This window comes from Synechococcus sp. CS-1333, assembly GCF_025128015.1.
Taxonomy (GTDB): domain Bacteria; phylum Cyanobacteriota; class Cyanobacteriia; order PCC-6307; family Cyanobiaceae; genus MW101C3.
The window spans coordinates 1-12,812 of sequence record NZ_JAHLYO010000031.1 but is presented as its reverse complement, the minus strand read 5'-3'; the positions used below and the strand labels follow the sequence as shown (position 1 = coordinate 12,812).

At 70.1% G+C, this 12,812-nt stretch carries 12 protein-coding genes; 6 read left to right on the top strand and 6 right to left on the bottom strand.

The features are described 5' to 3' along the window. Positions 1–27 precede the first annotated feature (27 nt). From KQ303_RS11850 to KQ303_RS11840, 3 genes are read left to right on the top strand one after another with little or no spacing between them, the layout of a single operon-like run. Positions 28–1,176, top strand: coding sequence for an iron-containing alcohol dehydrogenase family protein (locus KQ303_RS11850; protein ID WP_259730447.1), 1,149 nt, complete (start codon positions 28–30; stop codon positions 1,174–1,176). Continuing rightward, positions 1,173–2,060, top strand: a complete 888-nt coding sequence (locus KQ303_RS11845; RefSeq protein WP_259730446.1) for an alpha/beta fold hydrolase — start codon at positions 1,173–1,175, stop codon at positions 2,058–2,060. Before KQ303_RS11850 ends, KQ303_RS11845 begins: the two co-directional genes overlap by 4 nt. A 24-nt stretch (positions 2,061–2,084) precedes the next feature. Continuing rightward, on the top strand, positions 2,085–2,726 hold the full coding sequence (locus KQ303_RS11840) for a DUF2993 domain-containing protein (protein WP_255099697.1): 642 nt from the start codon (positions 2,085–2,087) through the stop codon (positions 2,724–2,726). Between the two features lie 97 nt (positions 2,727–2,823). Here the strand turns inward: KQ303_RS11840 and KQ303_RS11835 are convergent, their stop codons facing one another. Genes KQ303_RS11835 through KQ303_RS11825 form a run of 3 tightly spaced genes read right to left on the bottom strand, consistent with a single transcriptional unit; the run spans position 2,824 to position 5,732 of the window. Then, positions 2,824–3,726, bottom strand: a complete 903-nt coding sequence (locus tag KQ303_RS11835) for a phosphatidate cytidylyltransferase (protein WP_259730445.1) — start codon at positions 3,724–3,726, stop codon at positions 2,824–2,826. Further along, positions 3,723–4,355 carry a precorrin-6Y C5,15-methyltransferase subunit CbiT gene (gene cbiT / locus KQ303_RS11830; RefSeq protein ID WP_259730444.1) on the bottom strand — a complete coding sequence of 211 codons (633 nt, stop codon included), beginning with the start codon at positions 4,353–4,355 and terminating at the stop codon, positions 3,723–3,725. Before cbiT ends, KQ303_RS11835 begins: the two co-directional genes overlap by 4 nt. Positions 4,356–4,367: 12 nt before the next feature. Beyond that, a complete protein-coding gene (locus KQ303_RS11825; RefSeq protein WP_259730443.1) occupies positions 4,368–5,732 on the bottom strand; it encodes a lysine decarboxylase in 1,365 nt (454 codons plus the stop codon). Positions 5,733–5,953: 221 nt separating this feature from the next. Between KQ303_RS11825 and KQ303_RS11820 the strand changes: the two genes are divergently transcribed. Together KQ303_RS11820 and KQ303_RS11815 are read left to right on the top strand one after the other, a co-directional pair. Further along, complete coding sequence (locus KQ303_RS11820) at positions 5,954–7,567, top strand: AarF/ABC1/UbiB kinase family protein (RefSeq protein WP_233132834.1); 1,614 nt, start codon at positions 5,954–5,956, stop codon at positions 7,565–7,567. Between the two features lie 63 nt (positions 7,568–7,630). Continuing rightward, the gene (locus KQ303_RS11815) at positions 7,631–8,128 is read left to right on the top strand and encodes a hypothetical protein (RefSeq protein WP_369802994.1); all 498 of its coding nucleotides are present in this window, start codon (positions 7,631–7,633) and stop codon (positions 8,126–8,128) included. Between the two features lie 148 nt (positions 8,129–8,276). Here KQ303_RS11815 and KQ303_RS11810 read toward each other — a convergent pair whose 3' ends face one another. Together KQ303_RS11810 and KQ303_RS11805 are read right to left on the bottom strand one after the other, a co-directional pair. Continuing rightward, complete coding sequence (locus KQ303_RS11810; RefSeq protein WP_259730442.1) at positions 8,277–8,771, bottom strand: phosphate/phosphite/phosphonate ABC transporter substrate-binding protein; 495 nt, start codon at positions 8,769–8,771, stop codon at positions 8,277–8,279. A 133-nt stretch (positions 8,772–8,904) separates the two neighbouring features. After that, positions 8,905–9,120: a hypothetical protein gene (locus KQ303_RS11805; protein WP_259730441.1), complete on the bottom strand. Its 216-nt coding sequence runs from the start codon at positions 9,118–9,120 to the stop codon at positions 8,905–8,907. Positions 9,121–9,289: 169 nt separating this feature from the next. Between KQ303_RS11805 and KQ303_RS11800 the strand changes: the two genes are divergently transcribed. Then, entirely contained in the window at positions 9,290–12,298 is a 3,009-nt protein-coding gene (locus tag KQ303_RS11800) for a hypothetical protein (RefSeq protein ID WP_259730440.1), read from the top strand. Between the two features lie 4 nt (positions 12,299–12,302). Here the strand turns inward: KQ303_RS11800 and KQ303_RS11795 are convergent. Continuing rightward, positions 12,303–12,812, bottom strand: a 510-nt coding sequence (locus KQ303_RS11795; protein ID WP_311134158.1) for a sigma-70 domain-containing protein, incomplete at its 5' end; no start/stop codon positions are given.

The window sequence follows — 12,812 nt, the reverse complement described above, 5'->3', positions numbered from 1 at the left end:
CCAAAATCGGCCGACTAGATTGATCAGATGAGCATCAGCTTGAGCGAACACCTGATCGCCCCGGCCCGCGTGCTGCGGGGCAAAGGTGCCTGGGAAGCCTCCCTGCCGGCTATCGCCGCCCTCTGCCGACGTCCCCTGTTCCTCGGCCGCAGCCGCGCCACCGCTGCTCTACGCGAGTCGCTGGCCGCTGATCTGCGGAGGCTCGGGCTTGATCCCCTACCAGCTCAGCTGCAGTTCGATTGCTGCGAAGAGGATCTGCAGCGGCTTCAGGCGGACGTCGCGGCGGCGAATGCTGATCCAATCGCGGCGGACCCAATCGATGCCGTGGTAGCGGCCGGGGGCGGCAAGGTGATGGACGCGGGCAAGCTGCTGGCCGATCGGCTCGGGCTGCCCTCCATCACCGTGCCCACCAGCGCCGCCACCTGCGCCGGCTGGACCGCCCTGGCCAACCTCTATTCCCCCGGCGGAGCCTTCACCTGCGATGTGAGCCTTGAGCGCTCTCCCGCTCTGCTGGTGTTCGACCACCGTCTGATCCTGCAGGCACCGCCCCGCACCCTGGCCAGCGGACTGGCCGACGCCATGGCCAAGTGGTACGAAGCGTCGGTGAGCAGCGCCACCAGCACCGACGGCCTCGTGCATCAGGCGGTGCAGATGGCCCGCGTGCTGCGGGATCAGCTGCTGCTGGAAGGCCAGGAGGCCATGGCCCACCCGGGCGGTGAAGCCTGGGCGCGTGTGGCTGAGGCCTGCGGACTCACCGCCGGCGTGATCGGCGGCCTGGGTGGTGCCCGCTGCCGCACCGTGGGCGCCCATGCGGTGCATAACGGCCTCACCCAGCTGGAGGCGAGCCATGGCCGCCTGCATGGGGAGAAGGTGGGCTTCGGCATCCTGGTGCAGCTGCGCCTGGAGGAGCTGGTGGGCGGCAACCGCCTCGCTTCCCAGGCGCGGCGCCAGTTGCTGAGCTTCTTCCGCCAGCTCTCGCTGCCGGTCACCCTGGCGCAGCTGGGGCTGGCGGACTCACCGCTCAGCGATCTGCAACGGGTGTGCGCCTTCGCCTGTCAGCCGGGATCTGATCTGCACCGGCTGCCCTTTGCCGTGAGCCCGGCTGACCTGCTGGGCGCGCTGGTGACCACCGATGCCGCCATCGAGCAGTCGGCCAGCGCCGACGCCAACCGTTGACCCTTCCGCAGCCTGACGGCCGGGCGCTGGTGGAGGCGGCGGCCCGCAACCTGCTCGACCCGCAGGGCCGTCAGCTGGCAGCGGCGGTGCAGTGGTGGGACCTGCCGGGCTGGGCGCGGCCCTTCCCGGTGGCGGTGCTGGGGGAGGGCCCGCCGCTGCTGCTGCTGCACGGCTTCGACAGCAGCTTTCTGGAGTTCCGGCGGCTCGCGCCGCTGCTGGCCGGTGGCGCCACGCTCTTGATTCCCGATCTGTTCGGCTTCGGCTTCACGCCCCGGCCCGCCGATGGCGATTACAGCCCCCGCGGCGTGCTCACCCATCTCGAGGCCCTGCTGGCGGAAGCCGCTGCACGCCTTGGCCCCCAGCCACTCGGCCTGATCGGAGCCTCGATGGGCGGGGCCGTGGCGGTGGAACTAAGCCGGCGCCAACCCGCGCGCATCCACCGGCTGCTGCTGCTCGCCCCCGCAGGCCTCACCGGCCGGCCCATGCCCCTGCCGCCGCTGCTCGATGGCCTCGGGGTGCGCTTTCTCGGCCTGCCGGGCGTGCGCCGCAGCCTCTGCCGCACGGCCTTCGCCGACCCATCCGCCAGCGTGGGGCCCGCGGAAGAGGAGATCGCCTCCCTGCATCTGGCCACACCGGGATGGGCCGATTCCCTGCGCCGCTTCGCCCGGAGCGGTGGTTTCGCTGGCTGCGGCGAACCCTTGCCCAGCCAGCCGCTGGAGGTGCTCTGGGGCGCTGATGACCGCATTCTGCGGGCCCCGCAGAAAAAAGCCGCCCTGGCGTTGCTGGGGGACCGAGTGAAGGAACTGGCCGACTGCGGCCACCTGCCCCATCTCGACCAGAGCGATCGGGTGGCTGCCGCCTGGCTCACGCCTGGCCTCTGTTAGAGAAGCCATCCCCTTGCAGGCTCCATGACCAGCTCCGAACCCCAAGCCCCCGGCGGACCGGTGCTGCAACTTCTAGCGGCTGGTCTGCAGTTCTGGATCCGCAGCCAGTGCGAGGCCGTGGAGAGCCTGGAGCTGCAGCTGCACGGCAGCGCTCTGCAGCTGTTGCGCGGCCAGTTGGAGGGCGTGACGCTGATGGCGCGGCGGGTGGTGTACGACGGCCTGCAGTTTGAACTGGTGGAACTGCGCAGCGATCCGCTGCGGGTGAAGCTGGGGCGGCTGGTGCGCGCCCAGTCGCTCACCCTCGACCACCCCTTCGGCATCCGCGGCAGGGTGGCCTTCACCGCCACCGGGCTCACTCACTCCCTGAGCAAACCGCGCTGGCGTGAGCTCAGCGATCTGCTGGGAGAGCAGCTGCTGGGGCTGGGACCGCTGGTGGAGCTGCGCATCGCCCGCGACACCTTGATCCTGGCCGCGCGGGCGATGGGGGAGAACCGCCTGATGGAGCTGGAAACCAGGCCCGTGGCCGTGGATGGGCGGGTGGAGATCCACGCTGTCGACGGGGAGCTGCGGGCCAGCCTGCCGATGGACCCGAACATCCGCATCACCACCGCCAACCTTGAGGGCGGCATGCTCCAGCTGCAGGGAGAAGCCCGCGTGCAGCCCTGAGCTGGAGCAGGCCGGGGGGCGTGGTTCATGGCAAAGCTCGAGGCCACAGGAACTGCCGCGGAGCAGCAGCTCAGGCCAGTGCATCAGGGCAGCAAGCTCAAGGCAGTAACGCCGGGCGGCTGAGCAGCGGCACCACCAGGGTCACGTAGTAGAAGACCACCGCTGGGGTGAACAGGTAGCTGTCAATGCGATCGAGGATGCCGCCGTGGCCGGGGATGGCATCACCGGAATCCTTCACCCCCGCGTCCCGCTTCATCATCGATTCGGTGAGATCACCAACGAGGGCGAACAGAGACACGATCGCGCCCAGCCCGCCGCCCACGGCCCACCCCCAGGGCCAGCCCAGCCAGAGCCCACCGATCACCCCCACCAGCAACGAGCTGGCCACTCCTCCCAGCGCCCCTTCCACCGTCTTGCCGGGGGAGATCGGCGAGAGCGGATGCCGCCCGAGGCGGCGACCGATCATGTAGGAGCCGATGTCGGTGGCCACCACCATCAGACAGGCAATCAGGGTGAGCGCCATCCCGGAGGAGAACGGCCAGCTGGCTCCCACCAGATGGGGCGCCAGCACGGCATCACTGAGATCACGCAGGCGCAGCCAATGGCTGGGAAGGAAGCCCAGGTAGAAGAGCCCGAAGATCGAAGCAGCGATGTCGGCGATGGTGCCCGTGATCGGCTGCAGCAGCAGCCAGCCGCAGATGGCCGCCCCCGACACCGGCAGCACCGCCGCCGCCAGATCCGAGGCCAGCCCGCCTCCACTGGCCCACTGGGTGGCCACCAGCAGCACCTGGCAGACCACCAATGTGGTTTTGGTGGCCGGGCGGATGCCCTTGAACTGCGCCAGGCGAAAGAACTCCAGCAGGCCCAGGTGCACGATCACCCCCACCGCCAGGGTGAACCACCAGCCGCCGAGCGCCACCACCACCAGGCCGAAGGCGCCCGCAGCGAGTCCGCTGAACAGGCGCCGCTTCGAGGTGGGAGGACGGGACGACGCGTTCACCCGAGACGCTCGGCGGCGATCACGAACAGCGGTTCGGCGGCAGCCAGCCGCGCCTGGCTGCCGCGGCGCTGCATGCGGTGCACCGTGGCCTGCACCACCTGCACATCGCGCGCCTTCAGCTGGCTGAGCGTGTCGGTGGCATCCACCAGGCCCTCAAGGCTGGCGGTGCTGATCACCAGGCGTCCCCCCGGCTGCAGCGCCGTCCAGACGGACTGGAGCACGGCGGCCAGCGGCCGGCCCACCTCAAGCAGCACCCGGTCGGGGTGGGGGGGCAGCAGGCCGAGATCCTCAGGAGCCTGGCCGGCATGAATGTGGAGGTTGGGGATGCCGAAGCGGCGGCGGTTGCACTCCAGCAGCTCGATCGCCTCTGGATCGCGCTCGAGGGTATGCACTTCACCGGCGGGCATCAGCCGAGCGATCTCCAGCGCCAGGGCGCCTGTACCGCCGCCCACGTCCCACACCACCGAGTGGGTGCGGGGGCGCAGATGGGCCAGCAGCATCACGCGCAGCTCCATCGGCGTGGGACTGAAGCCTGGCGCCCCTTCAAACACGCTGTCGGGAAGGCCGGGGGTGACGAAATCCCACTGGAAGCCAGCGCTCGCCGCCTGCTCCTGCTCCCCAGCGCCCATCCGCAGCGCCCTTCAGGCCACAACATTCACGCTATCAGCGATCTGGTCAGGCCATAGGAGGCGCTGCTGGCACAGCCACTCCGCCCGGGCGGCATCGATGCGCTCGCCGGGAATCAGCAGGGGGATGCCGGGGGGATAGGGGCACAGCGGTTCGGCCGCCAGACGACCGGCCGCCGCCGCCAGCCGCACCGCCTGCCGGGGCGCGCGCCAGGCCTCCCCCACCGGCAGCTCGGGTTCGGCCACCAGCGGCAGCGGCGGCGGCGTGAAGGGGGCCAGCGGCTCCGCCCCGAGCGCCGCCCGCAGGGCGAGCAGGTGGCGGCGCAAGCGCCACACCAGAGCCGGCGGCGGCACCAGGCCGAGGCAGAAGGTGAGTGCGCCCGGCTCGGGCAACTCGGCGATCACGCCGCGGGCCATCAACCATTGGTCGGCGTCGAGCCCATTGATCCCCATGGCGGCGGTGTGGAGCACCAGCCGCAGCGGATCCTGGTTGGCCACCAACGGCAACCCCTCCGCCTGCAGCCGCTGGCGCAGGCGCGCCGCCACCGCCAGCGCCCGCTGCCGGCAGCGGCGCTCGGCCGGGCTGGGCGCGTGCAGCTGGCGCAAGGCCACCTCCGCCGAGGCCAGCAGCAGGGCACTGGGGCTGGAGGTCTGCAACCAGCCCAGGGAGCGCTCCAGCGCCACAGCAGACACCCGCTCGCCCTGCAGCAGGATCACGGCGCTCTGGGCCAGTCCTGCCGCGCCCTTGTGCAACGACTGCACCACCAGGTCGGCGCCGGCGCCAAGGGCAGCGGCGCGATCGGCCCCATGGCATTCATCCACCAGCACCGGCAGCCCCCGGCGATGGGCCACGGCGATCAGACCGGCCAGATCCCCCTCCAGCCCCTGATACGTAGGGTGCACCAGCACCACCGCCGCCAGCGGGCCCGCCTGCTGCAGCACCTGCTCCAGGCCGGCGGGGGTTGGGGCCTGCCAGAGGCCGGTGGCGGCCTCGAAGGGCAGATCGAACAGCACCGGCTGCAACTGGCCGAGCACGCAGCCGTGCAGCAGGCTGCGGTGCAGGTTGCGCGGCAGCAGCACCCGCCCGCCGGGCGGGGCCAACGCCAGCAGGGCGGCCTGCAGCAGGCCACTGGCGCCGTTGACGCCGAACCAGCAGCGGTGGGCGCCGCACAGCGCGGCAGTGCGGACCTGGGCGGCGGCCACCGCCCCTTCCGCTTCGAGCGGTCCGCCGATGGCCGGCAGTTCGGGCAGGTCCCAGCAGCCGGGGCGATCGCGCAAGAGGCGCGCCAGATCGGCGGCCAGCCCGCGGCCGCGCCCATGGGCCGGCAGGTGCAGTGCCAGGGCGGAGGGCTGCCCGCGCAGAGCGCCGATCAGAGACATGAAGGGCAGAAAACTGTTCCTAGAGTGGGCCGTCGACACTCCCCTGCCGCGCAGGGGCACCGGCTATCACTTCCACTTCGCTCGCGCCCGCCACCGCTGCGGCCCCAACCGGCACCGCTGCGCCAGCGGCCAACGGGACCACCGCAGCCGCCGTCGTTCCCGGCCGCCCGCAGGACCCCGGGCCGCCGCTCCGCTACGACCCCCGGAGCGACCGCCGCTGGTTGCTGCGCCGGCCCTGGATCCTGATCGCGCGGCTGGTGGGGGTGCTCTGGCAACTGCTGGGTCTGGCGGTGGTGCTCACCGTGCAGGGCAACAGCAACGACCGGGAGGTGCAGAAGCGCCTGGGCCGCCGCATTCTCACCACCCTCACCTCACTCGGCCCCTGCTTCATCAAGGTGGGCCAGGCCCTCTCCACCCGGCCCGACCTGGTGCGACGCGACTGGCTCGATCAACTGACCCAGCTGCAGGACAACCTGCCCCCCTTCTCCCACGCCGTGGCCCTCGCCCTGATCGAGCAGGAACTGGGCGCCCCTGCCGATCAGCTGTTCACCACCTTTCCGTCCTATCCGGTGGCGGCCGCCAGCCTGGGCCAGGTCTACAAGGCCGAGCTGCCAGGCGGGCACTGGGTGGCCGTGAAGGTGCAACGCCCAAACCTCGCCTATCAGCTGCGCCGCGACCTGGTGATCATCCGCAGCCTCGGCGTGTTGGCGGCCCCGTTCCTGCCGTTGAACCTCGGCTTCGGCCTCGGCGACATCATCGATGAGTTCGGCCGCAGCCTGTTCGAGGAGATCGACTACCGCTGCGAGGCCGACAATGCCGAGCGTTTCGCCGACCTGTTCGCCTCCAATCCGGCCGTGACCGTGCCGAAGGTGGAGCGGCAGCTCTCCAGCCGGCGTGTGCTCACCACGAGCTGGATCAACGGCATCAAGCTGCAGAACCGGCTGGAACTGGAAGCCCACCACCTTGATCCCACCGCCCTGATCCGCACCGGTGTCACGGCGGGCTTGCAGCAACTGCTCGAATTCGGCTATTTCCACGCCGATCCCCATCCCGGCAACCTGTTCGCGCTCACCGGCAAAACGGGCGCCATGGGCCATGTGGCCTATGTCGATTTCGGCATGATGGATTCGATCAGCGATGCCGACCGGCTCACCCTCACCGCCGCGGTGGTGCACCTGATCAACCGCGATTTCCAGGCGCTGGCCCGCGATTTCCAGGCGCTCGGCTTCCTGCGGCCCGATGCTGATCTCACGCCGATCGTGCCGGCCCTGGAGGCGGTGCTGGGCGGCCAGCTGGGCGAGAACGTGGGCTCCTTCAACTTCAAGGCGATCACCGATCGCTTCTCGGAGCTGATGTTCGATTACCCGTTCCGAGTGCCGGCCCGCTTCGCCCTGATCATCCGTGCGGTGGTGAGTCAGGAGGGTCTGGCGTTGCGGTTGAACCCCGATTTCAAGATCATCCGCGTGGCCTATCCCTATGTGGCGCGGCGCCTGCTGGCCGGGGACACCAGCGAACTGCGCGAAAAGCTGCTGGAGGTGCTGTTCGATGCCAGCGGCCGCCTGCAGTTGGAGCGGCTGGAAAGCCTGCTGGCGGTGGTGGAGCAGGACGACGCCAACCCCGACCTGCTGCCTGTGGCCGGCGCCGGTCTGCGCCTGCTGCTCGGCCCGCGGGGCAGCAGCCTGCGCCAGCGCCTGCTGCTGATGCTGGTGCGTGACAACCGCCTGCACACCGAAGATCTGCAGGCACTGCTGGGCCTCCTGCGGCGCACCTTCTCGCCGCGCAAGCTGGCCGAGGGCATGCTGCAGCGGCTCAACCCGCTGGCGGCAGCCGCCTGAGCCTGGGGCGGGGACGCCCGCACCAATCGCTAGGGTCGGGCCTTCTTCCGCTGGCCCGTCGCCGTGACCCTCGTGCCCACTGATCCGAGCGAAGCGGCACTGGCCCTGGGCAGCGCCCTGCTCGACGCCGATGCTTACAGCGGTGGCCCCTTCAACGACCTGGAGGCGCAGGGCCTGCTGCTCCAGTACGCCGCCTACGGCCAGCCGCCGTTCTTCCTGGCAGGCGTCGGGCTGGCGATCAGCGTCCTGTGCGGGCTCACCTTCTCCCGCCAGGTGCAGGACAAGCTGGAGGGCTGGAAGCAGGACCGTCTGGCGCTGCTGCCGCTGGGCTCGGGCGAGGTGGTGGCGTCCTACAGCGGTCTGGTGATCGGCGTCACCCTGTTCATCGGCGGGGCGCTGCAGGTGTTCGGCTTCGGCAGCGGCACCGCCCTGCTGGTGGCGCTGCTGCTCTCGCTGCTCACCGCGGGGGCGCTGTGGGCCCAACTGGTGCGGTTGATGGAGCAGGTGGAGAACGGCAGCTTCAAGGCCGTAGATTTCGATAACTTCGACCAGTTCTTCTGATCGGATCCAGCGACAGAAACGGGTGACGGGAACGGGAAAGCTGATCCGGCGTTCTGATCGAAACAGCCCTTGGTTCGGCCGTTCCTGAAGTTTCCAGACAGGCTCGAACAGGCTTGCCGGATCAGTTGAGCAATTCGATCATCCGAAATCACACCCGGGCGTTAGCTGGCCTGATGCGCGTGCGCACCTGCGCGGGCAGGTCCATCAGCAGCCTGGCCAGAACCCGCCGGTCGCCATCGTCGAGCTTGGGCGACAGGGCCACCACCAAAGCCGGAAGGGGAAGGCCGCGGGCGATCACCCGGCATCGCTCCTCGGCACGGGTGGGGTTGAGCTCATCGCAGGGTTGGCTTTCCACAAAGCTGCGTGCCACCACCCCCACATCGGCCTTGCCGTCGCGCACCACCAGACCAAAGATCTCCGCCACTTCAGGATCGGGCAACAGGGTCACGCGCCGGCCCTTGAGCAACGTCATCGACACGAAGGACTTGGTGGCGGAGTAGTCATCGCCGAGGGCCACACCCCAGTGCAGCCGCTTCAGCTCCGCCACCGCCTTTGGGTAGCTGTCAGCATTGGTGAGGATCACACCCGCGCTCCGGCCGCGCAGATGGTCGATCAGGCGATACAGCCTCAGCTGCCGCTCCACTTCGGCCTCCAGGGAGCGGTAGGCATCCAGGTGCTGATGGGAAGTGCCTATCGCCAGAGCGAGGCGGTCGCGCAGGCTGTCGACGCACCAGCGTTTGTAGGCCCTGAAGGTGTCGCAGAACGGCAGGTACCAGTCACTCGAAATCCACAGGCAACTTCAGCAGCAGAGCGGCATCCAGGGTGGGGCCCACCTGGCCGCAGGGAGGACCGAGCACCATCCGCCGCACTGGCCCGAGGCCTGCCCACAGGCCACCGCTCCTTGAGCAGGTGAGCGTGTCGAGGCGATCCAGGTCGTGCTTGGCCAGCTGCAGCCGAACACCAGCAGCGGGGGCAGAAAGGCGGGCGGTCATGGATCTTTAGTAACGCCCCTGCAGCCAGCCCACTGCCGCCGGTCGAATGGCGTCGCTGCTGCGACCAACCAAGCGCCGCAGGCCTGGTGTTCAGCCCCACCGGAATCAGCCCGGCATAGGACAACCTGTGATGGCAGGGTTAGAAACCAGGGCAGTCGCCGGGTCCATCGTGGGCGTTCCCCTCCTGGTGCTGGCGATCCTGCTGGCGATCCTGCTGGCGATCCTGCTGATCGGGCTGTGGCTGCACAGCCATTCGCTGCAGCGGGGGCAGCTGAAAACACTGGAGCGCCGGCTGCAGCAGCTGGAAGCCCGGCTGGGCGCGCTGCCTCCAGCTCCAGTCGGGCAGGCAGCGGGCAAGCGGCTCGAGACGGAACCCAGCGCACCGGTTCCGTCAGCGCCGCCCCTGGGTCCCAGCCGCCTGAGGCCAGCGGCGGCGGAATCCGCGGTTGTGGCGGATGTGGTGGAGGGGGATGTGGCGCTGGTCGTTGTTCCGCCGATGGATGCCGAGGTCGGGACTTCCTCGCCGACAGGGCCCGCGTTCCCACCCCCGCCGCCTCTGCCGCCGCGCACGCCCTCGCCTCGCGGACCCAGAACGGCCGGGAAGCTGGAGCGGCTGCTGGTCGAGAACTGGACCGGGATCCTGGGCGTGATGGTGGTGGTGGCCGGGGTCACCTTCGTCGTGGTGAACGTGGGCCTGCGGCTGGGGGGCTTCGAGCGCTTCCTGATCACCGTGGCCACCGCTGCCGCTTTGGCGGCCCCTTCGCTGCTGCTGGGTCGCCCCAGCCCCTGGCGCGAACTGAGCCTGTGGATGCGCAGCGGCGGTGGCGCTCTCTTGCTGTTCGCCTGCGCCGCCGCCGGCTCCCTGCCGGAACTGGGGCTGCGCTGGATCGAAGCGCCTGGTCCGGCTGTGCTGCTGCTGGCGGTGGGCATGGCCGTGAATCTGCTGCTGGCCCGGGTGGCCCCCAGCCAGGCGGTGGCCTCCCTGCACGTGGTGGTGAACCTGGTGCCCCTGCTGATCGCCAGCCAGAACCCAATCACCCTCGCCCTTGCCACGCTGGTGACGGTGGCGGGCCTGGCGGTGCCGTTGCCCCAGCGGCAGGAACGTCATCAACTGGTGGTCACCTGGGCGTATGCCGGCTTCCAGCTCTGGTGGCTTGCGGGCAATGGAGCGCTGCTGGAGGCCATGCAGCCGGAGCGTGGCTTCGCCTTGGTCGGTGCCCTGGTGGTGTTCGGCGGAGGGGCGCTGTGGCAGCACCATCCGCGCGGCAGAGCGCCAGAACTGCGCCCCCTCCCCCTGTTGCTGCTGCTCAGCCGCTGGGGCGGGGTAGGACTGGCCCTGCTGGTGACACCAACCCATGCGGCGCAGCGCATCGTGGGCCTGGCCCTGGCCGCTGCCCTCGCCTACACCCTGGGTAAGGGGGCCGGCCGGGCGGGGGTGCGCTGGCTGGTCCGCTGCGATCTGCTGGTGGCCCAGGTTCTGGCGATGGCAGCGGTGCTGAGCCTGCAGCCGCTGGTGGTGAATGGGCCGCTGCTGGTGGCCGGCCTATGGCTGGAGACCGTGCTGTTCCTCGGCCTGGCCGTGAGCGAGCACGATCCGGTGCTGCGGCGCTGGGGGTGGGGAGCGGTGAATCTGGTGGCCGTTGCCCTGGTGTTCACGGGGCTGATCACCGCCGCCGTCGATGCACTGACCACCGCACCCACGGCTCTGGAGCAGGGCCAGAACGCCGCTGTGCTGATCGGTGCCGGCCTGCTGGCAGCTCTGCTGCAACTGCTGCTTCAGCGCCGCGCCGTGCCGCTGCCGTGGCCAGCCGCGTTGGGTTGGATCAGCGGGTTGCTGGTGGCGGTGGGCACATCGATCAGCGCGCCCGCTCCCTGGCGGGAAACGCTGGCGCTGGTGGTGGTGGGCGCCCTGCTGCTGCTCGCCCGCCGGCAACGGCCGCCGGGCCTGCTCGGCGGCTGCGGGCTGGCAATCGTCATGGCACACCTGACCAGCTGGCTCGTGCTGGTGGTGCAGGCGCCCTGGTCGCTGGCGCCCCTGCTGATCCGGCTCCTGCCCCTGGCCGCACTCTCCTTGCTGCTAGCCGGTGCCGGTGGCCGGCCCGCGCTGAGGGCCACCGGACTGCATCTGTTCGGAGTCACCGCCGCCCTGGGGGTGTATCTGGCCCTGGCACCAATCTCGGAGCTGTTGCCCGGGACCGCCTGGCTGGCCCTGGCTGCGGGGGCGCTGGAGCTCGCCCGCCGCCGGTCGCGGGGGCCTGCCCTGCAGCTGCTGGTGATGGCCTTGGGCTACCTGGTGCTATTTCTCACGGCCTACCTGCTGGTGATCCTGCCCAGCCCGGAGCTGCTCAGCCTGGGCCGCGTGAGCTTCAGCGCCCGCCTGCCGATCCAGCTGTTCGCCCTGGTGGTGGCGCTGCGGGTCTGGTTCCTGCGCCCCGGCGCAGGCCTGACGGCGTTGCCGCTCTGGCGTGGCGTTCAGCCTCTGGCGCTGGAAGCGGCCGTGCTGGTTTCGGTTCTGGGCATCGCGGTGGAGGTCGGTCCGCTGTGGCGGCCAGTGGCCTGGTCGCTGCTGGCGGTGCTGCTGGTGATCCCGAAGCTGCAACGCCTGTTTGCGCCGCGGCTGGCCGTGTATGCGGTGCTGGTGTACTGGCGCGGCATCCTCGGCCTGCTGGCGATGCTGGACACACTGCCGCCGGCTCCAGAGCGCTGGCTGGGGCATCCGCAGACGGTGGGGGTGCTGGCGATCGCACTGGAGGTGCTGTTCATCCTGCTGGCGCACAAGAAACTGGAGACTCCGCTGCAGGCGGCCTCGCAGGGGTTGCCGTTGCTGAGCTGGATCGCCCGGCGCGTCGCCGCCGCTCCCAACCGCTGGCTGTACTACCCGATGTTCGTGGCCGTGGCCTGGAGCCTGGCGGCCCGCTACGACCGATCGCTGCTCACGCTGCTGTGGGCCCTGCAGGCGTTCGTGATCTACCTGCTGAGCGCCGTGCTGCGCGATCAGCAGTTCCGCTGGCTGGCCCTGCTGGGGTTGGGGGCCTGCCTGGTGCGGCTGGTGGCGATCGACATGGCCCAGGCGGATTTGGGGCTCCGTGGCGTGGTGTTCATCGGCGTGGGGCTGCTGATGCTGGCGATGAACGCCATCTACAACCGCTTCCGGGCCCGATTCAACTCCGGCCGGTGAGGGCTCAGGCCACCAGGTAGCCCTCCAGGCGGCGGGAATGGGAGCGGATGCCGTCGAGGGCGCGGCGTTCGAGGTTGCGGGTCTTGTCGCGGCTCATGCCGAGGGAGCGGGCGATGCCGGTGAGGCTCATCGGTTCTTCGCCATCGAGCCCGAAGCGCATCTTCAGCACATCGCGCTGCAACTCCGGCAGTTGCTCCAGCAGTGCCCGCATATCCCCCCTCAGGCATTCGCTGTCCACGCTCTCCTCCGGCAGCGTCCCGTCCCCCTGCAGCAGATCCAGCAGCTCCGTATCCTCCCCGTCGCCCACCTTCGTTTCCAGGCTCACCGGCTGCCGTGCTCGGCACAGCAGATCCTTCACCTCCTCCTCCGGCAACTCCACCGCCACCGCCAGCTCACTCAGCGTGGGCGTGCGGCCCAGCTCCTGGCTCAGCTCACGCTGACCCTTCTTCAGCTTGTTCAGCGTTTCGGTGATGTGGATCGGCAGACGGATCGTCCGGCTCTTCTCCGCAATCGC

Excerpts from the sequence above, each read along its gene's own strand:
- KQ303_RS11825 (WP_259730443.1), bottom strand. The coding sequence starts at position 5,732 with ATGTCTCTGATCGGCGCTCTGCGCGGGCAGCCCTCCGCCCTGGCACTG.
- KQ303_RS11850 (WP_259730447.1), top strand. The coding sequence starts at position 28 with ATGAGCATCAGCTTGAGCGAACACCTGATCGCCCCGGCCCGCGTGCTG.
- KQ303_RS11840 (WP_255099697.1), top strand. The coding sequence starts at position 2,085 with ATGACCAGCTCCGAACCCCAAGCCCCCGGCGGACCGGTGCTGCAACTT.
- cbiT (WP_259730444.1), bottom strand. The coding sequence starts at position 4,355 with ATGGGCGCTGGGGAGCAGGAGCAGGCGGCGAGCGCTGGCTTCCAGTGG.
- KQ303_RS11805 (WP_259730441.1), bottom strand. The coding sequence starts at position 9,120 with ATGACCGCCCGCCTTTCTGCCCCCGCTGCTGGTGTTCGGCTGCAGCTG.